We start from the raw sequence: 23,028 nt of genomic DNA on the forward strand, positions 1-23,028 counted from the left end.
GGTTACAGGTTCTGGAACAGAATTTGAGTCATTTCCTGAGACACTTTGATGGTCTTAGCATTCGCTTGGTAGTTACTTTGTGCCGACATCAAATTCACCATTTCACTACTCAAGTCAACGTTCGAGTTTTCATACATGCCGGTACGAACATCGCCAAGCTGACCCGTACCTGGTGCACCAACAAGAGCTGAACCAGAAGAGAAACTTTGGGTCCAGCTGGTATTACCCGCTTGCTGCAAACCTTCCTGGTTAGGGAATCGGGCAAGGGCAACCTGGCCTTGCACTTTGGTCTGGCCGTTAGAATAACGGGCATATACGCGACCATCAGCCTCGAAATACCAACCCGCAACCTGGCCTGGTGCGTGACCATCCTGGCTGTTTTTAGTGATTGAGAATTCGCTGCCAAACTGGGTGGTTTCTGCCACATCAAACAGAATGGTCTGTTTAGCTGAACCGTTCTTTGGGGTGAACGTTAAATCAAAGTTATTAGTCGCCGGCGGTATCGGTGTCGTTAACTTACCGTTAGCGTCAAAACCCAATGTCGTTTTCTGAGCGCTCGCCTTATCACCGTCAACAACATAGTTAACATCCCACGCGTTATCAGCAGTTTTAACATAATACTGCGTCACTTCATGCTCGGCACCTAAGGAGTCATACACGGTAGTGGTCGCACTTGAGGTAAATGTCGAAGGGTCTTCCGGATCAAATGTTTTTGCCGGATCAATCGCAGGAGAATTCGCATCTAAATTCACCCCCATATTCACTTTAGTTGAACTTTTTGCCGGCATTTCACCCGTCGCAACCGCCAGGTCAGTAATACTACCGGTTTGAATTTGACCACTGTCGGTCACGCCATAACCCTGCAGACGGCTGCCGTCACTTGCGACCAAGTAGCCATCCTTATCAAGGTTAAACACACCGTTACGAGTGAACATATCCTGGCCATTGTTTTCAACCATGAAGAAACCTTCACCGCTAATTGCCAAATCACCGTTACGGCCTGTCGGTGTGGTCGTGCCGTTTTTGAAGCTCTGACGAACAGCAGCAACTTCCACACCGTTCATCTCACCGCCACCAAACTCAGGCGCGTAGATATCCTGGAACTCAGTACGTGACGATTTATAACCGGCCGTACCAACGTTGGCAATATTGTGGCTGATAGAGTTCATTTGTTCGGAGGTCGCTATCAGACCACTCATACCGATATTCATAGACATAACCGTTGTTACCTTTTTGAATTGTTTTGATTTTTTAAATGGTTTTAAGCTGTAATTTCACGCATATCGAACATAGACATCTTGCCAAGACCTTTTAAGCTCAGCATGATCGTGCCGCCGTCAGAAGGGATGTTGACCGATTCAACGTCGGCGGCAATCATCATTTTCTGGGTCCAGGCGCTATCGCCTTGTTCAGCAACCACTTCAAAGGTATAAGTACCCTTTCCTAGCTTGTCGCCATCAATCTTAAATTCAGCCATGCCAGTAGCCTGTGGCCCCAATTTAATTTCATCAACCACTTTGCCGTCTTCGCCATAAACCATGACTTTGGCGGTATCTGCTGGTTGATCAAATTGCACACGACCATCAATAATCTGACCTTCTGAAACATCTACCTCTTGGTTTGCTTCCATCAATACTTTCTTGCCCACTAAATTGGTGGCTTGAAGCATTTCAAGGTTCGTAATGCCAATGTTCATGTTCATCATGCCCGTTTTGACGCCTTCCAGACTTTCCACCGCAGACATCATGCCAAGCTGGGTGAGGTACTGTGTACCATCGGCCGGCTCTAGGGGGTTCTGGTTTTGGATCTGCGCCACCATCATGGTAAGAAACTCATTACTGGTCGGATTCATGCCATTACCAGCCACTTGCTGGCTGTTTTGTTCAGTCGAACCATGGCTGTATTGGCTAACGGTATTAACGTGGGGCAAACTCATTTACGGCTCCTAACTTGTCTGGCCTAGACGTAAAATGCTTTGTTGCATGCTGCGCGCCCGGCTCATTACATCAACGTTGGTTTCAAAGTTACGTGCTGCGGCCATCATGTCAGCCATTTCTTCAACCACATTAACGGTGGAATAAAACACATAACCGTCGTTATTCGCTTTAGGGTGATTTGGTTCATAACGGCGACGTAGTGGTTCTGTACTTTCAATGACGTCATCAACCTGTACTTTCGCACCGGGTACCTGACTGTCCATATCGGTCATCACTGTCGAAAAAACAGGGCGCTTGGCGTGATAACCCGTTTTATCTGAACCAGAAACAACATCGGCATTGGCTAAGTTACTCGCTACAGTATTTAGGCGAATGGTTTGAGCCGACATAGCAGAACCTGCAATATCGTATATTGTGGAAAATGACATCGTAATTACTGTCCGTTAATGGCTTGCTTTAAGCCGCTAATTTTCATATTCAAAAAACTCATGCTGGTTTCAAATGCCATGGCATTTGACGCAAACTTTGCTTGTTCAATACCCAGTTCGACCGTATTACCATCTTGTGTTGGTTGTTGTGGATTGCGGTATAGCAATTCAGTACTTGGCGCTTGCGAACGGTAGCGAGCCTGATGCTTTGCCCTTGCCTCGCCTGCAATTTGGCTCATCGCATCTTCGAAGCTAATATCACGAGCTTTATAATTTGGGGTATCAACATTGGCGAGGTTACCTGCCAATACTTTTGCGCGTTGTGTTCGAAACGCCAATGTATTAGGGTGTACCCCTAATGCTTGCTCAAAATTTATTGCCATACTACAAACCACATGATGATGGTGAAACCTTACCAACATTAGCAATATTCATGCCGCAATTTAAATCAAATAATATCAACAACTTAATGGTACAAAGACGTGCAATCAACAACAAAGCGGAAGTGTCACTTCCGATCGGAAATGGTATTGATTGCGGCCTTGATAGTAGGGGGCGGAATTAGTCTCACCTCTGCAGTGCAAGCCGCCACCAGGCACATTGAGCAAGTCACCCAAACAACCGCTAAGACCGAACGTGCGGTTAAGCGTTATCTGGAACAAAACGTTCGTCGTTATGCCGCGACATTAGGTAGTCGAGATTACAAAATAATCTTGCAGCCATTATCTGACATTCCAGATTGTGATACTCCGGTTAGCCAATCTTTAAGCAATCCACAGCAACCTGCAGGACGATTAACGGTCACATTGGAATGTCAGAAGCCAACCTATTGGAAAGCCAGGGCAAAGGCCGAAGTAGCAATTTATCGCCAATTGGTTGTGGCCAAAGATACCTTAAATCGCCACCAAACAATCACGCCTGCAATGCTGAGTCTGAAACGCAGTGATGTAGCCTATTTACGCCACGGGTATTTCACCGCCAAAGAAGCGCTTACCGGACTGGCGAGCCGACGAAAAATTGTGGCCGGTAAAATTATCAGCCCTAAAATGGTCGAACTGCCGGAATTAGTTCAGCGTAATGATGGGGTACTCATTGAGGCTACATTTGGAGAGATGAGTGCCACGATGAAAGGGGTGGCGTTGGAATCAGGCGTGAAGGGTGATTCAATTCGGGTACGTAACCTCTCTTCACAAAAAGAGATTTACGCCATCATTGTGGGGCCTCAAAAAGTCAGAACCAACTTTTGATGCTAATATTCCACCCTCATTTGGGTAATGAAAAATAATTTAAGAGTTCCTCTCACTGGTCGCTCTTATCTCTATAACCGCAACTACTGTTTTATGTGAACACTATGATTGGAAAAGTATCTCATTCACAGCCGATGGTTTTGCCACCGGAAGTGACAAACAAAACAACAAAATCTGGTACTTCAAATGTCGCCCAGGTTGAGCTGAGCAGTGCGTTAAAATCGCTGCAGTCGGCAAAAACATCAATGGATAAAACCAGTGATGTCGACATGAATAAAGTCGCTGAAATGAAAGCACTGCTAGGCAGCGGAAAAGTATCCGTTAACCTTGATAACTTAGCTGGCAGCATGCTCGATTTTTACCAAGACAACGAATAATCACACACGATCAAACCGTAAAATAAGGTAATAACGTATGGCCACTCAAGCTGAATTGGTTAAAGCACTTATCACTGAGCTGGCGCAGGATGTGAAAAGCTATCAACAACTAGCCCAACAACTTAAGCATCAACAACGGTTACTACAAAATCGTGATAGTAAGGCGTTGTTAACCCATAACACCGATCTTCAGCAGCTAATGTTACAGTTAAGCCGTCATGCCCAACGCCGTGGTGAACACCTGATTGCCCTTGGTGTGACTGCTGATGATGCCGGAATGAAGCGGTTGCTCACGGCATTACCAACCCAATATAATCAGCAAGGTCGCCAGTTATGGCAGCAATTGTATGAACTTACGTTGCAGTGCCAAGAGATGAACAATGCGAATGGCCGTTTACTGGCACAGCAAAAGCAAATGATGGATAAGCTATTAAAACCAGAACAACAATACAGCTATAGCCCAAACATTTAATGCTGATGTGCCGATTTTGTTGCACCACCTTTTTTTGTTGCACTGCCGCTCATGAGCGACGATGAAAGAAGCGGTTGATCGATAATTCATCAAGCACTTTTTGCTCTTGCTTATCTCGTTGATATTGAATTTTCGTTAACCGCTTATCAATGATTTTAGTGCTCATTTGAACTTGGCAGTGTTGCTTGACCAGGCGTTCATTCATACTGCGCAATTCCACCTGCGATAACGCAAGCTCTTGGCGTTGAAGATTGGTCAGATTGTCGAGCTGATGCCGGAAACGACCAATGCCTTTCAATAACAGAGCCGATGCCTGACTGCCGCTGGCAACACTATACTGCCCCGACAAATCTTCTAACAAGGTTAAACGTTGCTGATGAGCATGCATCTGCTGATTAAGCTGCCCCTGCTGCTGCTGCAGCTCGTCAAATTTACGCTGCTGTTGGTCGCGCCAACTTTGCACTATTTTGACTCGCTTCATCATAGGTTACTGCCCTCCGGTCAACTGCATTAACTGCTGCTGACTATCCGCGAGAAGTACCCGCTCATTCATCCCCTGCTGCAGAAAACCACAGATCTCAGGATAATAATGTACTGCCATATCGAGGTTTTGATCTTGCCCTTGCTGGTACCCGCCAAGCGAAATCAAATCCTGAACTTGACGATAACGGGCATACAACTGCTTAACCCGTTGCGCTTTTTGTAACTGCTCAGGTGCGACCACCTGTGGCATTGCGCGACTGATTGACTGTTCAATATCAATTGCCGGGTAATGGCCTTGTTCGGCTAATTCCCGGTTTAAAACGATATGACCGTCCAAAATCGCTCTGGCAGCATCAGCAATCGGATCCTGCTGATCATCACCTTCTGACAGCACAGTATAAAACGCGGTAATAGAGCCTTTTTCCGTCGCGCCATTACCCGCGCGCTCAACTAGTTGAGGCAGCATACTGAATACCGAAGGCGGATATCCTTTGGTTGCAGGCGGCTCGCCAACAGCTAAGGCGATCTCACGCTGAGCCTGGGCATAACGGGTTAGTGAATCCATCAGTAGCAGTACATCATGGCCCTGGTCTCGGAAAAATTCAGCAATACGGTGGCAGAGCATTGATGCCCGCAGCCGCATTAACGGTGGATCATCGGCTGGTGATGCAATCACTACCGCATTCTTCATTCCTTCCGGCCCCAAAGAGTGCTCAATAAATTCGCGAACCTCACGACCACGCTCACCGATCAGGCCTACGACGGTAATTTCAGCCGTAGTATTACGGGTCATCATGCCTAGCAGCACACTCTTACCGACACCACTACCGGCAAACAGCCCCATACGCTGGCCTTTGCCGACGCTGAGCATACCGTTAATAGCACGGACACCCACATCCAGCTGGGTTGAAATAGGTAAGCGTTGCAATGGATTAATTGTTTCGCCTTGCAGGTTAATTCGCTGATCGGCATTAACAGCACCTTGGCTGTCTAATGGCTCACCTAAGCCATTCAATACCCGGCCCAGCATGCTATAGCCAACATTGATTTTGCTGTCGCCATGCAATGGCAAGACCCGGCTGCCAGGGCGTAAGCCGGTGGTATGGCGGATCGGCATCAATACCGATGCATTACGATCAAACCCCACCACTTCCGCTTCCACCAGAGTGCCGTGATCGGTTTCAATCATACAACGCTGACCGGTACACAACCGGCAGCCAACGGCTTCTAATGTCAGCCCTGCCATACGCGTTAATCGCCCGTAAGTGCGCGCGATAGGTACATCAGGAACATGCTCAACAGCAGAAGAGAGACGAGCATTCAGCTCTTGGAATAAATCACGCATTGGTTAGCAAGTTATCTTTAACTGAATCCATACACGCTTCCAGACGCTCTTCGCTATCTGAAAAGGCTTCAGAATCATTAGTCACCACACGACAGCTACCTATTGCGAGACTATCGTCTGGGGTTAAGTTCCAGGTTGCAATTTGCTCTGGCACTAAGTCAACCAAACGCTGGCAGTCTTGTGGATTAAGGTAAACCACAAGCTCTGGTTTTTGCTCAGGCATTTGCGCCAGCGTTTCTTCGATTAAGTGCACCATTTGACTCGGTTTTAACGTCAGTTCAGCACGAATAACCTGACGCGCGACTTTCTGGACCAAGTCACAAATCATTTCGCTTTGCTGGCGAACATGCTGATGAAATACCTGCTGAACCTGCTGCATGAGATGATCCACAGAACTAGCAGCGCCAGCCATCTGCTGCCTGACTTGCTCAACACCTTCACGAGCACCTTGTTGGCGCCCCTGCTCGAGACCTTGCTGTTCTCCCGCTTGCAGCCCCTGTGCCAAGCCTTCTTGATAGCCCTGTTCATGGCCTTTTTGCTGACCCTCTTGAAAGCCATTGTGGAACTCATCTTGATACGAACCACCGCTTTCATCACCAAACAGATCTTCTTCCGGCTCAACCAGTGGAGGAAAATGATACGAACGGTACTGGCCCGGTTGCGGATGAAGAATATTCACAGCTGGTTTCTTCATAATTACTCCACAACAGGTTCACTAAACAGTTGTAATTCAACTTCACCGGCATCAGCCAGCTGACGTAACGTGATAATAAGTTGCGCTCTTGCCTCTTCCACCGCACTAACACGTACGCGGCCTTTGCCTTCCATCGCTTCACGTAAATATTGCGCTGCACGTTTAGGCATGGTGGCGAAGATTTTATCTTGCAGTGCTTGCTCGCAACCTTTTAATGCCGTTGCTAATAGCTCTTGATCAACTTCTTCAACCAGGCGCTCAAGGGTTTCTTCCGTCTGACGTACCAGAATGCTGAAGTTGTACATTTGCGATTCAAGCTTCGCGACCAGCTCAGGATCTAGCTCTTTCATCCCGGTTAGCACCTTCTGGCTCTGCTCGCCCTGCAGGCGGTTGATGATCTCGCCCGCTTTTTGCGTGCCGTCGACCAGCGTACTGTTCTGCTGGCCAACTTGCGCTAAGAACTTCTCTAATAAGACATGCACTTCATCGATCATATCAGGGTGAATTTCTTTCAAGTTCGCTAAGCGATATAGCAAGTCATCAAGATTTTCTGGCGGTAAACGCGCAAGCAGATTCGTTGCTACATCAGGCTCTAAATAAGCAAGGAAGACGGCTTGCATCTGCGGGTGTTCACCAGAGATCAGCTCGGCAAGTTTGGCCGGCTCTAACCACTGCAACCGTTGCAAGTTATGCTTCAGTGAATCGCCATAGATCGAGTCAAGCAATGGCTGTGACAACGATTGGCCTAACGCCTTGTTTAATGTGCGCTCAAGGTAACTGCGCGAAGCACCTGAGATACCTGATTCACTCTGGAAGTCAGTAAAGAAACGCTGAAATACTTGTTCAGCCTGATCTTTTTTCACCGCAGGAATACCCGCCATAACAATCGATAGTTGGCGTACTTGCTCGCGATCAAGTTGCTTTAAAACATTGGCAGCCGCTTCTTCTCCCATGCTCAACAGTAGGATCGCCGCTTGTTCAATGTTCGGGTTATTCTCAGTTGTCATCATCTTTCGGCGTAATCCATTGTTTAACGACGTGAGCAACACGCTCTGGTTCTTTCTCAGATAACATCTGAATGTAAGATGATTGCACTTCTAATCCCGTTTCAGGACTTGGCAATTCTGGATAATCTTCACTCGCGACAACCGAGCTTAAGCTTGCGCCTTCCGCTGTCGTTGCAACCGGTACGACTTCAATTTCCGGACTCGTGTCATTGCTCTGCGCGGTATTCTGACTTGCTGATTTATCTGTAACGGCTGCCAGATTATCGTTTGGCACCGCTAATGCTGTCGACTTGCGAATACCAGACAGCTGACGAATCGCGGGACGTACAACCACTAACAAAATCACCAATGCCACAATGGCCGATAAAATATAGCGTAAGTAATCTAACCAAATTAATTGCATCCACCAGACCGGCTCTTCAGCCAATAAGTTGGTTTCTGCTTTAGTGAATGGGTACACCAAGACACTGAACTGATCGCCACGGGCTTCATTGATCCCAATCGCATCGGCTAACATTTGCTTGATATTAGTCAGTTGCTCTGGGGTAAAGGTATCTGGCTGACCATTTAGCAAAATAGAGACACTTAAACTCTTCACCTGCCCTTGCTGGTATAGCGTATGTTTAAGTACACGATCTAAGGCGTAATCTCGGGATGATTCACTGCGTTCATTACCGGCATTTGGATCCCCCTCTTCATCTTCTTCAGGTGGACGGTTACTTAATGCACCGGGAATACCCTGGGCTGCTTTGCCAACACGGCGATCTGTCGTGTTAAATTCATTGCGAACCGACCCTTCAGGGGCATAGCTTTCTTCTGTTGCTTCAGTGCGGTCATAATTAATATCGGCAGCCACTTCCACCTGGAAGTTATCAATACCCACCATTGGTCGCAGCATACGCGCTGCGCGGTTGATATAACTACGTTCTAGATTTTGGACGTATTCCAAGTAACTGCTGCTGTTACGGCTATGCTTACCATCACTGTTAATCACCGATGACAATAAACGCCCCTGCTGATCGATAACATTCACCCGATCGGCATTCAGATCCGGCACACTACCTGCGACTAAATTAACAATGGCGGTCACTTGCTCGGTCGTCAGTTCACGCCCAGAGGTTAACGATAAAACAACCGATGCTGATGGCTGCTCTTTCTCACGGCGCACGAATAAGGTTTGCTTAGGGATAGCCAGGTGCACACGCACATTGGTGATGGAATCCAGCTCCATAATACTCAATGCCAGCTCACCTTCTAAACCATGGCGATAGCGGGCACTTTCAATGAACTGGCTCGTTCCTAAACTGGAATCTTGCGATAAAATTTCAAGTCCGGCTGGTAATTGGGCTTCAATACCGGCAGCGGCTAGCGCTAAACGCGCTTTTCCTAAACTATCGCGATCAACCATCACGTTGCCTTGCTGAGGCTCGATGTAGTAATCCATTCCTTGTTGCTCAAGAACTGAAATTACCTGGCTACGGTCAAATTTTTCTTGTTCGCCATACAACGGACGGTACTGGCTATTACCTTGCCACAAGCCAATCACGACGGCCGTGGTCACTAACGCAGCAATAAGGCCTAATAACACAATAAGACGTGTGCCCGTAAGCAGTCGTCCCATGGTGGAAGGGCTCGCCATATTCGACAGCCGCTGTTTCATTAATTCAGTCACTTAAACGGTCCCGTTATACTGGCATTCTCATGACATCGTCATAGGCCGTCAGCAACTTGTTACGTACTTGCACAAGTGCCGAAAAAGAGAGGCTCGCTTTTTGATTGGCAACCATGGCACCCACTAAATCATCACTTTTTCCCGTATCAACCGCCGTCATTAAGGCAGATGCTTCTTTGCCTTGCTGATCAACACTATTGAGTGCCTGGGAAATAATCTCGTTAAAATTGACAGTATCCGTTTGATTAACCGTCATTGGGTTCGGGGCGATCTGAATAGGTTCCAGCGTATTCATTTGCGCTTGAATTTCGCTCATCTGACTTAATGGCAGATTCATGCTCATCACATTGTCTTGCATGACAGGTCTCGTAATAACGGTTAGGAAAAATTTATAGTTGTCGGGGCAAAATCTGCATTTTTCCCCGTTAGGATTTTTTCGATATCCAGCCCTTGCTCGCGCATGGTCTGAATTTTGTAGCGAAGTGCCCGGGTTGATACCCCCAACTCTTCTGCCGTCTTGCTACGGTGACCATCAAAACGACGTAGCGTCGCAATAATAGTGTCAAATTCAGCAAGCTTACGGCTTTTTTGTAAATCAGGCTTTGTACGTGATGGGGGGCGGATCGGCCTTACCGCACTCAGTGATGCTGACGTAGGAACAACAGTGGTTCGCTCGTTAGCCATTTTGTCTAACGTCGGTAACATCAAATCTTCTTCACAAACCAAACACCCCCGACTCATCACTAAAGCGCGCTGAATAACATTTTCCAGCTCCCGCACATTGCCTGGCCAATCGTAGCTACACAGTGCTTTTTGTGCGGCTTTGGTAAATTGAGTATTCGCCTGCCCTTGCGGCATATGGCGGCGGAGAAGGTTTTTCGCTAACGGAATGATGTCTTCCGGGCGATCTTTTAACGATGCACAGTGAAGGGGAAATACATTGAGGCGGTAATACAAGTCAGTACGGAAACTACCGGCCTCAATGGCTTGTTCAAGGTTTTTATTAGTCGCCGCCAAGATTCTGATATCTAACTTGATTTTTTGATGGCTACCTAAACGCTCAACTTCCCGTTCCTGCAGCACCCGTAATAATTTGGTTTGCAGTGCAAGTGGCAACTCACCGATTTCATCAAGTAAAAGCGTACCGCCATTGGCGATCTCTAATTTACCCGCCTGTGCTGATGCGGCCCCGGTAAACGCCCCTTTGGTATGGCCAAATAAGATTGATTCAATCATGGTTTCCGGAATCGCGGCGCAATTTATGGCAATGAACGGTCCTGCTGCACGCGGAGAAGAGTCATGAATAAAGCGAGCTAATACTTCTTTACCGGTACCACTTTCACCGTTGATCAGAACAGAGGCATCCGTCTGTGCAACACGTTGTGCCAATTGGAACATCTGCTTACTTTGGCGAGATTCAGCAACGGTGCATTGTTGCTGCTGCTGCGTCTGTACCAGACGTTGAACAAGTTGAGCTAAATGAGTATGACCGAAAGGGATCAACAGGTAATCCATCGCTCCCTGCTTCAAGGCACGGGTAACTTCCGCAACATGTTGAAGTTCAGACAGCACGACAATTGCGCCATGGTACCCATGGCGCTGAAACAATTTAATCATGTCAGCGGCTTCAGTACCGTCGCTTAAACAAGCTGGCAGGAGTAATAAGTCCCACTGGTTTTGAGCCAGCAGATTCAGGCAATTGAATATGCTTTCAGTACGCGTCAACTGGTAACCCATTGCTTTTCCAGATGATAATGCTTCTTCAAGCGCAGGATTTTGCGGTTGAAACATCAACACTTGCCACTCATTTCTCATCACACACCTGCCGCAGAATTCTTAATTAAACGTACCGTGACGCGTCGGTTTTTTTTGCGTCCACCCGCAAAATGATTATCAGCGATCGGATAACGATCGCCATGAGAGCGAATTTGAATCATTTTATGGGGAACACCAAACTCAATCAGTAATGCCGCCATTTCTTCAGCACGCTCACGAGACATTCGTAAGTTAACTGCCGATCGTCCTTGGCTATCAGAATAACCATCAATCAATATTTTCTTAATTGACCGAACACTCCTCACATATTCCGATATGGCGTATACCGTTCTGATATCTTTTTTAGAAACTAACGTTGAGCCTGACGAGTAATAAAATTCAGAGGATCTAATCTGTTGATAATTAAGTGAGATTAAGTCAGTCTTGCAAGCTGAAAATTGCTTTGCTGGCACTTCAAAGTTAACATTAGAAATAACAATGGTGTCATTTCTTTGACCATTGCCATTTAAATTCACTTGAATCCACTCACCTTGATCTAACCGCTCAAAAACGTCATCGGCGTTATTAAAAATAAGTTCGTTAGTCAACAAAGAAAAAGATACATCATTTTGATAATCGAGCGGTTTAACCTCATCAATAGCCCAAAATGCTGGCATGGAATTTACAGAGTAATTACTCCATTTCTTCTTCAGTTCTTTCGATATGATTTCTAAACGTGTACCCACACCTGCTTCGGCAATAATTTTCGCAACACCAAAACCCTCGACGTCATGGGAGAGAGAACATGCTGTTTTATTGCCGGAAAACACCCAGGTACTGCTATCCAATGGAGATATCCAAACGTTATCACCGGCATACCCTGCGCAAGAAACAACCAACATCAACATTGTAACAATGCTTTTTATAACCACTATCTACGATGCCTAAATTAACAGTAAGAAGTTGTAAAAACTCTATTTTAATAAGTAGTAAAAACTCTATTTTCCACCTTGATAAAAAATCGAATCACAAATGCAAGCGACCAATTAACCAATTAACTTAAATTAATTGATTGTTTTTTCGGACGAAGTTCATGTTCACACTCACAATCCGATAAAATATATTCAAACAAAAAAAACACAAATAGATAACAGAAAACTGCTTCTAGTCATTGGCGTTTTATAATTAATAGTACGACTTAAAGCCTTTTAAGCTTTTCTTGTTTGTTTTTTTCACGCTAATAAGAAATCATTCGTAATGGTATGTCAACCGTCAATATAATGAACCGCCACATAACTTACAGTGATAATATTTTGACGCCCTATATAAGAGTACATTTGGATTGACAAACCTAGTGGTCAAAAGGTAGTCTCACCCGCCTTATGAGGGCTGAAACGAACTTGATTAGCAATCAGTTATATATGTTTTTATTAGTTGGCAATGCATTTGTAAAAAATAAAAATAAAAACAATGCTTTAAACTTCCCGATATAATTGGAATGAAAATCACAAAATCAATAATGACTACAATTATAAATCCGGACTGTTAATAACAAAGAAATACTTTTATTTACGATTGTATTGGTTAAATTACGCTCAGATTAAAATTACATACAATTAACGCCTGCCACTGGTTGTATATAGCGTCGATGTCATATTTTGGTTATTTAAACTCATTTTTTAAAATAAGGTTATGATGAAAAAGAGCAAAATCATTTCAAACCTTGATCAGACAGAGGTCCGTGATTTTGATCTCGCAAGTCCTGAACATCGCATTGGTGCATTACAAGCAATCATCGACAATGTTTGCAAGCAATTTGAACGTTCTGCACGACAGTCTTTTCATCACCTTTTGCGTCACCCTGTCGAGTTTAGTTTCGACCAACAGGACACTTTAAAATTACAAGAATATTTACAGCAACTTAAAAAACCTTCTTTGTATCGTGAGTTTACGGTTAGCCCACATGATTTACACGGCGCCGTCTCCATTGATGGCGAGTTGTTGTTTTTCATGGTCGATCTGTTCTTTGGCGGCAGTGGTAAAAACATCCGCCGCAACGATGATATGAGCGATACAGAATTACGTCTTGTTGAGCGCTTTTTTAATCAGGCATTAGAACAATTTGCGCATGGTTGGCACAGTATTACCAGCTGGCATAGCCAATTGACCGAAAAGAATACGCTTCGACTCGGTAACCCGATGCAAAACAATCAGTTGTATCAGGTTTGTCGTTTTACCATTGATGTTTGCGGTCATAAAGGCTGGTTTGATATCGCCTTGCCTTTCGCCGGGTTAGATTTTTTACGCGATCAGCAATGTAAACCCGCTGACGTAGAAACCGATCCGGAGCTTCAAGCAAAGATTCAAAGCAAAATTTGTCAGACTCCAATGCGATTAACCACCACGTTATGTGAACGTAATTTAGCACTTGGCAAAGTAATGGATTTAAAGGCGGGCGATGTTATTCCCGTTGAACTGCCCGGTGAAGTAACAGTAAGAGCCGGAAAAACGTCATTATTCACAGCACGAATTGCCGAAAACAACGCAAATTTAGTGCTTCAAATTCAAAGTATTATCAAGCAATAGCAGGAACCAACATGTCTGAACAAAACAATGATTTGAGTCTTGATCTTGATGATTTGGATTTAGGTAACTTGGGCCAAGATCAAGTACCCGGAGCCCAAATTACATCATCGCAAGACATGAGCTTCATTCGTAATATTCCGGTTAACTTAACACTTGAAGTAGCAAGTACCGAGTTAATGGTCGGCGATTTAATGAATGTTGGTTTAGGCACGGTGATTGAGCTGGATAAAATCAGTGGTGAAGCGATGGATGTCAAAGTGAATGGTACCCTGCTCGGCCACGCTGAAGTTGTTATTGTGAATAATAAATACGGCCTGCGTCTAGTCAATGTGGTTGATGATAACGACATGCTAAAAGGTTTAACCAAGTAATGCGTCTGCTTGGGGTATTGCTGGCATTCCTGTTATTCAGTCACCCGGCCTTCGCACAAGACCTCCCGCTTTTAACCATCAATGGGCCTAATGGCCAGGAGGAATATAGCGTCAAGCTGCAAATATTCCTGCTTATGACTGCGCTGGCATTTTTACCCGCAATGTTATTGATGGTCACCAGTTTTACCCGCATCATCATTGTGCTCGGTATCTTGCGCCAGGCCATGGGCTTACAGCAAAGCCCCCCTAACCGGGTACTGGTTGGCATAGCCCTGACATTATCACTGTTTATTATGCGGCCGGTGATCTACGACATTTACGACAATGCCGTTGTACCTTACCAGCAAGGTGAAATGACGATGTTTGAGGCCGCTAAAGTTGGCGAAAAACCATTGCGTCAGTTTATGTTACAGCAGACCCGAGAAACCGATTTAGAACAAATGTTACGGATTGCTGATGAACCGGCACCAGACAGTGTCGATGATCTGGACTTCTTGCTCATAATGCCGGCCTTCATTCTGAGTGAATTAAAAACGGCGTTTCAAATTGGCTTTATGTTATTCATTCCCTTTTTAATCATCGATATGGTCGTTGCCAGCGTCTTAATGGCGATGGGGATGATGATGCTATCACCCTTGATTATTTCATTGCCGTTTAAGCTAATGGTATTTGTGATGGTCGATGGTTGGTCGATGACCGTGGGTACATTAAGTGCGAGCTTTGGCTAATTATGAATTCTGAATTTGTCGCGACTTTTTTTGGTGAAGCGTTAATGATCATCGTCAGCATGGTTTGTGTATTAATTATACCAAGCCTGCTGGTTGGCTTAGTGGTCAGTATTTTCCAAGCTGCAACTCAGATTAATGAACAAACCCTTAGTTTTCTGCCTCGCCTGCTGATGACTTTTGCCATGCTCGGCTTTGCCGGTCCGTGGTTATTGCGCACGTTAAGCGATCTTTTCTCGCGCTTATTTTTAAACATCCCACACCTGATCGGCTAATACATGCTTGATGTTTCTGCTGCTCAGCTTACCGCTTGGCTAGGCCAAATCTGGTGGCCCTTTTTCCGTTTAGGTGCCGCCATGCTAATGATGCCAGTATTTGGTGGTTCAACCATTCCGGTTCAGGTTCGGGTCGGGCTGGCGTTTTGTATTAGCCTTCTCGCGGCCCCCCTGATGCCACCGATGCCAAGTGTTGATCCCTTATCGCTAGATGCATTAATACTGGGTGCCCAGCAAATGATTATTGGCGGCATCATGGGGTTAATGCTGGAATTACTCTTTGCCGTATTTACCACCATGGGGCAGATCTTATCGATGCAGATGGGGTTGGGTATGGCAATGAGCAACGATCCGATTAATGGTGTTAGCATTCCAACACTCGGAAAATACTATCAGCTCTACATATTGCTGCTGTTTCTCGCGCTAGATGGCCATTTAGTGGCTCTCGATGTAGTGGTGCAGAGTTTTAAAGTATGGCCCGTTGGCGAAATGCCGAGCCAGGATGCCCTGTATTCCGTGGTAATGCGGTTAGGCTGGCTGATTGCGGCTGCCTTTCTATTAGCACTTCCCGCTGTATGCGCGATGCTACTGGTGAACGGTGCTTTCGGCATGATGAACCGCGCCGCCCCACAGCTCAATGTCTTTGCACTCGGTTTTCCGATGACCATGCTACTCGGCCTGATGTGCCTGCTCATTACCACTTCAAGTATTCCGGAAAACTTCACTCGGTTATGCAGTGAAACATTGTCCATGATGGCGAATTTGGAGGCATCTCAACCATGAGTGAGAATAGCAGCCAGGACAAAACCGAACAGCCCAGTCAGCAGAAGCTTCGCAAAGCCCGCGAAGAAGGTAACCTTCCGCGTTCAAAAGAGTTAGTCACGGCCCTGATGACCTTAGGGGCAGCACTGTTGTTAAGTGCCTTTTCCGGTGATTTAGCCCATATGTTCGGTGAAGTTGCCAGGTTGAATCTGGCACTTCCCAAACAAGCCGCATTTGAACCTGAATTCATGTTGGAGCATTTGTCATTCAGCTTAACATCGATGCTGTATGCCATCAGTCCTATTCTCGGGTTGTTGTTAATGATCACTATTTTGGCCAATATTATTCGTGGCGGATGGAACATATCGGTCACTGCCGCCCAACCTAAACTCTCAAAACTGAACCCTCTGTCGGGGATCAAAAGAATGTTTTCCACCAAATCGCTCGCCGAACTGGTTAAAAGTATTCTAAAAGTCAGCTTAATTGGCGGCACCCTGTATTGGTTACTGAGCAACCACTTACCACAAATTATTGCCCTGCAACGCTTACCGCTGACCGAAGCAATTTTACAAACGGTCGATATTTTATGGCAGGGCTTATTTAGTTTTGGCTTAGCGCTTCTGCTCATTGCGGTATTAGAGTTGCCATACGCAGGGTGGGAATACACCAAGCAGCTCAAAATGACCAAGCAGGAAGTAAAAGAAGAACATAAAAACAGCGAAGGTAAGCCCGAGGTCAAAGCTAAAATCAGGCAGCTACAGCAACAAATGTCACAACGGCAAATGCATAAAACCGTGCCGCAAGCGGATGTGATTATCACCAACCCGACCCATTATGCCATTGCCTTAAAATACGATTTAGATAAAGCCAACGCCCCTTTTGTTTTGGCTAAAGGTACCGATCAGATGGCACTGGAGATGCGGCAAATTGCCCGTCAGCACAACCGTCCAATCGTCGAAATTCCGGCTCTGACACGTGCGGTATATTACTCGACGAATGAATGGCAGGAAATTCCAGCACCCTTATATGTCGCCGTTGCCCATGTACTGACTTTTGTCTTTCAGATGGAACAATACAAGCAGGGTCGACAACCTAGTAAACCTGAATTCCCACAGGTCTCTATTCCCAAAGAATTGCACCGCTAATTGGAACTGAGCATCAATGAAACAGAAACTCGCCCCACTACTAACGCTATTAGCTAAAGGACAATTGGGGATCCCATTGATCCTTATGATTATCCTGGCGATGATCATGCTGCCTATCCCGCCGCTGGTGCTGGATATGTTGTTTACCTTCAATATCGTACTTTCACTGCTCGTGATGCTGATCAGCGTATACAGCAAGCGATCTCTTGATTTCTCGGTATTCCCAAGCATCTTGCTGATTGCCACCTTGCTGCGCCTGGCGATGAACGTCGCCTCTACCCGGGTGGTATTGCTGAACGGTCAAGACGGGGGCGATGCTGCGGGTAAAGTGATTCAAGCCTTTGGTGATGTGGTGATCGGCGGTAACTATGTTGTCGGTATGGTGGTCTTTGTCATCTTGATCATCATTAACTTTGTGGTGGTGACCAAAGGTGGCGAGCGCATTTCCGAAGTAAGTGCTCGCTTTACCCTTGATGCGATGCCGGGCAAACAGATGGCTATCGATGCCGATTTAAATGCAGGTATTATCGATCACCTTCAAGCTAAACAGCGCCGGGCAGATGTCGCGCAGGAAGCCGATTTCTATGGCTCGATGGATGGTGCTTCAAAGTTTGTTCGAGGTGATGCCGTTGCCGGGATGCTGATCCTGTTTATTAACATCATCGGTGGTATCAGCATCGGTGTGTTCGAGTACGGGCTCTCATTTTCTGATGCCTTCCAAACCTATGCGTTATTAACCATTGGTGATGGTCTTGTCGCCCAGATCCCATCATTGTTATTGGCAACAGCGGCGGCAATCATTGTTACCCGAGTCACTGACAGTAACGATCTGTCACAGCAAATCAGCAAGCAGATGCTGGCATCGCCAGTCGTGCTGTTTGTGGTGGCTGGCATCATGTTAGTTCTGGGTCTGATCCCGGGTATGCCCCACCTCGCATTCTTATGTTTTTCTGCCGCCGTCGCTTTTACTGGCTGGCGACTGATAAAAATAGATCACTCAACAAATAATGACGATGACCTAGTCCGCGCCGAAGAGATTGTTGAGCAACACGGCCAACCCGAAAATAAAGAACTGATTGTGAGTGATATTCCCCTCATTCATGCCTTGAGCTTAAATGTCGGTTTTCGCCTAGTCAGCTTAATTGATCGCCGTCAGGGGGCTGAGCTACTCAGCCGCTTAGTGGGTATCCGTAAGACATTAACCGAACAACGTGGCTTTGTGATCCCGCAAATTCATGTCAAAGATGATCTGGCATTAGAAGCAAGCCAGTACCAAATTGCCGTGAGAGGCGCGACGATTGTCCAGGCCGAGCTTGAAATGGATCGCCTGCTGGCCATTAACCCCGGCCAAGTATACGGCAATGTCGATGGTATTCTCACCAAAGACCCGGCTTACGGCATGGAAGCGGTGTGGATTGCGGCGCAAGAAAAAGACAAGGCGGTCAACCTCGGCTATACCGTGGTTGATCACGCGACCATTATCTCGACCCATGTCAGCAAGGTCATTAACGATTACATTGAAGACATCCTTAGCCCCGAAGAAGTCGCGGGTATTATTGAGCGCCTGGGGACGCTGAACAGTAAGCTAGCCGACGATCTGCAACAAAAATTATCCCCTCAGCAATTATTGCGCGTATTCCGCCAGTTAACTGTTGATGGCGTGTCACTGTCTGACATCGTCAGCATTGCCAACTCACTGGTCGAGTCAGCAGAGCTATCCAAAGATCCGATCCTATTAGCCGCCGACGTGCGTTGTATTTTACGCCGGGTGCTGCTCAATAATTTGATTGGCATGAAAACCGAAGTCCCGGCAGTGACCCTTTCTTCGGAATTGGAAAATATGCTGCTGGGGGCATTAAGCCAGGCACAATCAGGTGGACACGTGCAGTTAGACGGCTTTGCCTTAGAGCCGACGGTGATTGATAAATTACAACGCAGTTTGCCAGAAGTATTAGACAACATGCGCCTTAATGGCCACACGCCAATCTTATTGGTACTGCCACAATTACGACCGTTGCTGGCCCGTTATTCAAGAGTCTGTGCGCGTGGTTTGCAGGTCTTATCGTTTAATGAAATCCCTGATGACAGAGGCGTAGCTGTGGTTGGTAATATGGGATAGCCTCCCCATTCACACCTAATCAACTGAAGTACATAAAAAACTAAAACGCCGACATGATTTATTATCTAATCATGTCGGCGTTTTTTTATGCCTATTACTATTACACTTTATCTTTATGCTTATCTCGTGAATGCTGATTAAGCAACGCTCTCAGCTTTAACGGTTTGACGGGTTTACTGATAAAGCTAAAGCCATGCTCGCGGATCGTCTGCTGGGTTTCACGGGTACGGTCAGCACTGATCACTGCGCCCTTAAAGGTTGAGCCTAACCGCAGGCTGCACTGCTGCAAAACTTGCAAACCGGTTTGTCCTTTTGCCAGATGATAGTCGCTAAGGACAAATTCAGGCCGCCAGCCATCTTCCAGTTGCTGCATCGCCCCAACAACACTCTCCGCTAACCGCACATCACACCCCCAGCGAGCCAGCAAGTTTTCCATTCCCAGCAAAATGTCCGGTTCGTTATCCACACACAGCACTTTGACCCCAGCCAGAGGCGCGGCTTTCTCGGCAGCTTGTTGAAATTTAGTCTCTGCATCTTGATGCGCGATCACACCACGGCGTACCGATAAAGCAAACACGGTTCCCTGCCCCGGCCACGAACGAAGTGACAGTGGATGAGCTAGCACCCGGCTAATGCCTCGGACAATCGCCAAACCAAGCCCTAGACCATGATCGACACCATTGCGTTCTATTCGGGTAAACTCATCAAAAATATTGGCTTGTTTCTCTTTCGGAATGCCCGGACCGTTATCCCACACTTCAATCTGAAGTTTACCTTTGATCCGTCTAACACCCAGCACCACTTTGCCTTGCGGATTATAACGAAAAGCATTGGTGAGGAAATTCTGCAGTGCCCGGCGCAGTAATTTGGGATCGGAAACAATCACCGCATCACTGTTTACCACTTCAAAGTGAATACCCTGCTGTTTCGCAAGCGCACTGAACTCCGCACTTAAGACAGAAAGTACATCACTGATCGGGAACGGGTGGAGATTGACCTTCAGCTTACCGGCCTCCAGTCTGGAAACATCGAGCAAATCACCAATCAGGTCTTCTGCCGCGCCCAGCGCACTTTCAATATGGCGTGATAATTTGACCGTTTCTTCCCCCTTGGCAACTTCGCTTAACGACGATGAAAACAAGCGCGCAGCATTGAGCGGCTGCATCAAATCATGGCTGACGGCTGCCAGAAAACGACTTTTCGACTGTGCTTGCTGTTCGGCCTGCTGAGTCGCCGACACCAGACGCTGGTTCAACTGTTCCAGCTCTCGGGTACGCTGTTGAACACGCGCTTCCAGGTTTTCATTGGCATCTTTCAGGGCTTTTTCCGCTTCCATAAACTCGGTGATATCAGTAAAGCTCATCACAAACCCGCCACCGGGCATTGGGTTACCCTGCACTTCAATGACCCGACCATCAGGACGAGTGCGCGATGAGGTATGTGCCGTACCACGCTGAAGGTGTTCAACGCGCTTGGCCACATGTTTCTCGGGATCTCCCGGGCCACACAACCCCGATCTGGCATTATGCCGGATCACATCAGCAATCGGCCGTCCAACCTGAATCAACCCGGACGGGAAAGTAAAGAGCTCTAAATAACGCTGGTTCCATGCCACCAGCCGCAGCTGTTTGTCGACCACCGCGATCCCCTGGTTGATGTGCTCTATCGCGCCTTGCAGCAAGCCCCGGCTGAAATCAAACAACTCAGACGCTTCATCGACAATGGTCGCCACTTCTTCCAGCTGCATGTTGCGCCCTTGCAGGGCAGAGGTTAATACCAGGCGGGCCGAAGACGCTCCGAACACCCCGGCCAGTACCCGCTCGGTATGACGGATCATCGCAGCTGAGGCTTGCTGTTGCGGCAATAAGGGATCCTGATGCTGATCGGCAAACTGGCGAAAGGCATAACGTACTCGCTTACGACCGACAAAACGCGCCGCCAGCATTTCCAATTCAGCCACGGTTACCCGGGTCTGATACAGGCTGGCATTGCCAGTTTCCGGTAACGGCGCTCCCACAAAAGTAGCGGCCTGTAATCGTTCCGTCAGTGACGAACGTGTCATCAGCGAAACGGAGATATACAACGCAATATTGGCCACCATACTGAGCAGCATGCCCCAGTCAACCGACGCCAGTTTACCTAACAGCGGCCATTGCGGCGGACTTAATAACCACAACAACAAGTTGGTTTCTGCGGTGCCCGCCAGCATCCCGGTTTGTGCCATCATGGTGATCACCCAAATGGCAGAACCACTTAGCAGACCGGCATATACCCCCTTCCGGTTGCCTTGCCGCCAGTAGATACCGCCTAATAGTGCCGGGGCAAACTGCGCTATCGCAGCAAAGGACAGTAAGCCGATACCTGACAGTGAAGGAATATTATCGAGTACCAGATACACGCCCCACGCGGCAAAGAGTAAGAGTAAAATCAAGGCGCGTCGCACATTCAGCAACAATCCGGAAAATGCACTGAAATTACGTCCTGGCACCCGCAAACGCCGGAGTAACAACGGCAAGACCAGATCATTCGACACCATGATCGCCAGCGCAATCGTCGATACAATCACCATACCACTGGCTGCCGAGGTTCCCCCCAAAAAAGCCAGTAGCGCAATACTGCCGGCACCTTGCTGCAATGGCAGATTGATCACATAGGTATCGGCAGAAATGTGCGGCATGAATGCCTGTCCGGCCAGCGCCAGCGGCACCACGAAAATTCCCATCAACAGTAAGTAGAGCGGAAATATCCAGCGCGCCTTATGCAGATCCTGCGCCCGGTTATTTTCAACCACCGTGGTATGAAACTGTCGCGGCAAACAAATGATCGCCGCCATGGTCAGCATGGTGTGAATGAGCAAACTACCGATATTCGGCGATGACGGCGGCAAATACGTCTCTTTAACCAACTGAAAATCCGGTAACTCAAACAACAAGCTGACCGCAAAGATCCCGACAATTAAAAAGGCGGCCAGCTTCACTAAGGACTCAAACGCCACCGCCATCATCATGCCTCGATGGTGCTCTGTGGTATCAATGTGGCGAGTACCAAACAAGACGGTAAAAGCGGCTAATGCCAGGGTCACTAACCATGCGGTATCCATCTCTTCGATGCCAATATCACGACCAAGATCCGGGGTGATCAGCTCCAATCCCATGGTAATACCCCGCAGCTGCAACGCGATATAAGGCAGAATACCGACCACCGCAATAATGGTCACCAGTACCGCCAACCCCTGAGACTTGCCATAGCGCGCGGCAATAAAGTCGGCAATGGATGTGATGTGCTCCCGTTTGGCGATTAAGATCAGTCGGGCCAGGATGCGCCAGCCAACCGTGAAGACAATAATCGGAGCAAGGTAGATAGGAAGAAAGGACCAGATATTCTGGCTGGCCTGGCCGACCGTGCCATAGAATGTCCAGGAGGTGCAGTAAACTGCGATTGATAAGCTATATATCCACGGGCGATACCCCGCCATCCATTGCGGTTTTTTATCGCCATACCAGGCGATAAAAAACAACAGCCCCAGATAGGCCAATGAGACCGGCACGACAATCCATCCCTGCGCCATGTTACTTCCCTGATGGTGTTAACGATAAGTTAGCCCATACTAACCAATCTGGTTAAGTAC

23 protein-coding genes are annotated in these 23,028 nt (G+C 47.1%); 10 read left to right on the forward strand and 13 right to left on the reverse strand.

Annotated elements, in window-relative coordinates; all coding sequences use genetic code 11:
- Positions 1-2: 2 nt before the first annotated feature.
- The 4 genes from flgE to flgB are packed head-to-tail and all read right to left on the reverse strand — an operon-like array spanning position 3 to position 2,748.
- Positions 3-1,217 (reverse strand): flagellar hook protein FlgE, encoded by a 1,215-nt coding sequence (flgE, locus tag L4D76_RS06200; RefSeq protein WP_428440049.1) that lies wholly within the window; start codon positions 1,215-1,217, stop codon positions 3-5.
- Positions 1,218-1,261: 44 nt separating this feature from the next.
- Positions 1,262-1,936: a flagellar hook assembly protein FlgD gene (locus L4D76_RS06205; RefSeq protein ID WP_428440050.1), complete on the reverse strand. Its 675-nt coding sequence runs from the start codon at positions 1,934-1,936 to the stop codon at positions 1,262-1,264.
- Positions 1,937-1,945: 9 nt separating this feature from the next.
- Positions 1,946-2,365, reverse strand: coding sequence for a flagellar basal body rod protein FlgC (gene flgC, locus L4D76_RS06210; RefSeq protein WP_428440051.1), 420 nt, complete (start codon positions 2,363-2,365; stop codon positions 1,946-1,948).
- 5 nt (positions 2,366-2,370) lie between these two features.
- Positions 2,371-2,748 carry a flagellar basal body rod protein FlgB gene (gene flgB / locus L4D76_RS06215; RefSeq protein WP_428440052.1) on the reverse strand — a complete coding sequence of 126 codons (378 nt, stop codon included), beginning with the start codon at positions 2,746-2,748 and terminating at the stop codon, positions 2,371-2,373.
- Between the two features lie 99 nt (positions 2,749-2,847).
- On the opposite strand from flgB, the gene flgA reads away from it, so the two are divergent.
- The 3 genes from flgA (at position 2,848) to L4D76_RS06230 (ending at position 4,461) form a co-directional block, all read left to right on the forward strand.
- A complete protein-coding gene (gene flgA, locus L4D76_RS06220; RefSeq protein WP_428440053.1) occupies positions 2,848-3,612 on the forward strand; it encodes a flagellar basal body P-ring formation chaperone FlgA in 765 nt (254 codons plus the stop codon).
- A 104-nt stretch (positions 3,613-3,716) separates the two neighbouring features.
- Positions 3,717-3,989, forward strand: coding sequence for a flagellar biosynthesis anti-sigma factor FlgM (flgM, locus tag L4D76_RS06225; protein WP_428440054.1), 273 nt, complete (start codon positions 3,717-3,719; stop codon positions 3,987-3,989).
- Positions 3,990-4,026: 37 nt separating this feature from the next.
- Positions 4,027-4,461, forward strand: a complete 435-nt coding sequence (locus L4D76_RS06230) for a flagellar protein FlgN (protein WP_428440055.1) — start codon at positions 4,027-4,029, stop codon at positions 4,459-4,461.
- 49 nt (positions 4,462-4,510) lie between these two features.
- Here the strand turns inward: L4D76_RS06230 and L4D76_RS06235 are convergent, their stop codons facing one another.
- Genes L4D76_RS06235 through L4D76_RS06270 form a run of 8 tightly spaced genes read right to left on the reverse strand, consistent with a single transcriptional unit; the run spans position 4,511 to position 12,325 of the window.
- Entirely contained in the window at positions 4,511-4,945 is a 435-nt protein-coding gene (locus tag L4D76_RS06235; RefSeq protein ID WP_428440056.1) for a flagellar FliJ family protein, read from the reverse strand.
- Positions 4,946-4,948: 3 nt separating this feature from the next.
- Positions 4,949-6,289, reverse strand: coding sequence for a flagellar protein export ATPase FliI (fliI, locus tag L4D76_RS06240; protein WP_428440057.1), 1,341 nt, complete (start codon positions 6,287-6,289; stop codon positions 4,949-4,951).
- Positions 6,282-6,983 (reverse strand): flagellar assembly protein FliH, encoded by a 702-nt coding sequence (fliH, locus tag L4D76_RS06245; RefSeq protein WP_428440058.1) that lies wholly within the window; start codon positions 6,981-6,983, stop codon positions 6,282-6,284. The genes fliI and fliH overlap by 8 nt, the downstream gene beginning before the upstream one ends.
- Positions 6,984-6,985: 2 nt before the next feature.
- The gene (fliG, locus tag L4D76_RS06250; protein ID WP_428440059.1) at positions 6,986-7,993 is read right to left on the reverse strand and encodes a flagellar motor switch protein FliG; all 1,008 of its coding nucleotides are present in this window, start codon (positions 7,991-7,993) and stop codon (positions 6,986-6,988) included.
- Positions 7,980-9,662, reverse strand: coding sequence for a flagellar basal-body MS-ring/collar protein FliF (gene fliF / locus L4D76_RS06255; protein ID WP_428440060.1), 1,683 nt, complete (start codon positions 9,660-9,662; stop codon positions 7,980-7,982). The genes fliG and fliF overlap by 14 nt, the downstream gene beginning before the upstream one ends.
- Positions 9,663-9,675: 13 nt before the next feature.
- Positions 9,676-10,020 (reverse strand): flagellar hook-basal body complex protein FliE, encoded by a 345-nt coding sequence (fliE, locus tag L4D76_RS06260; protein ID WP_428440061.1) that lies wholly within the window; start codon positions 10,018-10,020, stop codon positions 9,676-9,678.
- A gap of 20 nt (positions 10,021-10,040) precedes the next feature.
- Entirely contained in the window at positions 10,041-11,453 is a 1,413-nt protein-coding gene (locus L4D76_RS06265; protein WP_428440123.1) for a sigma-54 dependent transcriptional regulator, read from the reverse strand.
- A 23-nt stretch (positions 11,454-11,476) separates the two neighbouring features.
- Positions 11,477-12,325 carry a MotY family protein gene (locus L4D76_RS06270; RefSeq protein WP_428440062.1) on the reverse strand — a complete coding sequence of 283 codons (849 nt, stop codon included), beginning with the start codon at positions 12,323-12,325 and terminating at the stop codon, positions 11,477-11,479.
- 784 nt (positions 12,326-13,109) lie between these two features.
- On the opposite strand from L4D76_RS06270, the gene L4D76_RS06275 reads away from it, so the two are divergent.
- The 7 genes from L4D76_RS06275 to L4D76_RS06305 are packed head-to-tail and all read left to right on the forward strand — an operon-like array spanning position 13,110 to position 19,400.
- A complete protein-coding gene (locus L4D76_RS06275; protein WP_428440063.1) occupies positions 13,110-14,003 on the forward strand; it encodes a flagellar motor switch protein FliM in 894 nt (297 codons plus the stop codon).
- 11 nt (positions 14,004-14,014) lie between these two features.
- On the forward strand, positions 14,015-14,374 hold the full coding sequence (gene fliN / locus L4D76_RS06280) for a flagellar motor switch protein FliN (RefSeq protein WP_428440064.1): 360 nt from the start codon (positions 14,015-14,017) through the stop codon (positions 14,372-14,374).
- A complete protein-coding gene (gene fliP / locus L4D76_RS06285; protein WP_428440065.1) occupies positions 14,374-15,102 on the forward strand; it encodes a flagellar type III secretion system pore protein FliP in 729 nt (242 codons plus the stop codon). The genes fliN and fliP overlap by 1 nt, the downstream gene beginning before the upstream one ends.
- Positions 15,103-15,104: 2 nt before the next feature.
- Entirely contained in the window at positions 15,105-15,374 is a 270-nt protein-coding gene (fliQ, locus tag L4D76_RS06290; protein WP_107284625.1) for a flagellar biosynthesis protein FliQ, read from the forward strand.
- A gap of 3 nt (positions 15,375-15,377) precedes the next feature.
- Positions 15,378-16,157 carry a flagellar biosynthetic protein FliR gene (gene fliR / locus L4D76_RS06295; protein WP_428440066.1) on the forward strand — a complete coding sequence of 260 codons (780 nt, stop codon included), beginning with the start codon at positions 15,378-15,380 and terminating at the stop codon, positions 16,155-16,157.
- Positions 16,154-17,281 carry a flagellar biosynthesis protein FlhB gene (flhB, locus tag L4D76_RS06300; protein WP_428440067.1) on the forward strand — a complete coding sequence of 376 codons (1,128 nt, stop codon included), beginning with the start codon at positions 16,154-16,156 and terminating at the stop codon, positions 17,279-17,281. Before fliR ends, flhB begins: the two co-directional genes overlap by 4 nt.
- 16 nt (positions 17,282-17,297) lie before the next feature.
- On the forward strand, positions 17,298-19,400 hold the full coding sequence (locus L4D76_RS06305) for a flagellar biosynthesis protein FlhA (RefSeq protein ID WP_428440068.1): 2,103 nt from the start codon (positions 17,298-17,300) through the stop codon (positions 19,398-19,400).
- Between the two features lie 100 nt (positions 19,401-19,500).
- Here the strand turns inward: L4D76_RS06305 and L4D76_RS06310 are convergent, their stop codons facing one another.
- Positions 19,501-22,968 carry a hybrid sensor histidine kinase/response regulator gene (locus tag L4D76_RS06310; RefSeq protein WP_428440069.1) on the reverse strand — a complete coding sequence of 1,156 codons (3,468 nt, stop codon included), beginning with the start codon at positions 22,966-22,968 and terminating at the stop codon, positions 19,501-19,503.
- Positions 22,969-23,028: the final 60 nt, after the last annotated feature.

Origin of the sequence: Photobacterium sagamiensis, from assembly GCF_050337085.1 — a bacterium.
Lineage (GTDB): Bacteria > Pseudomonadota > Gammaproteobacteria > Enterobacterales > Vibrionaceae > Photobacterium > Photobacterium sagamiensis.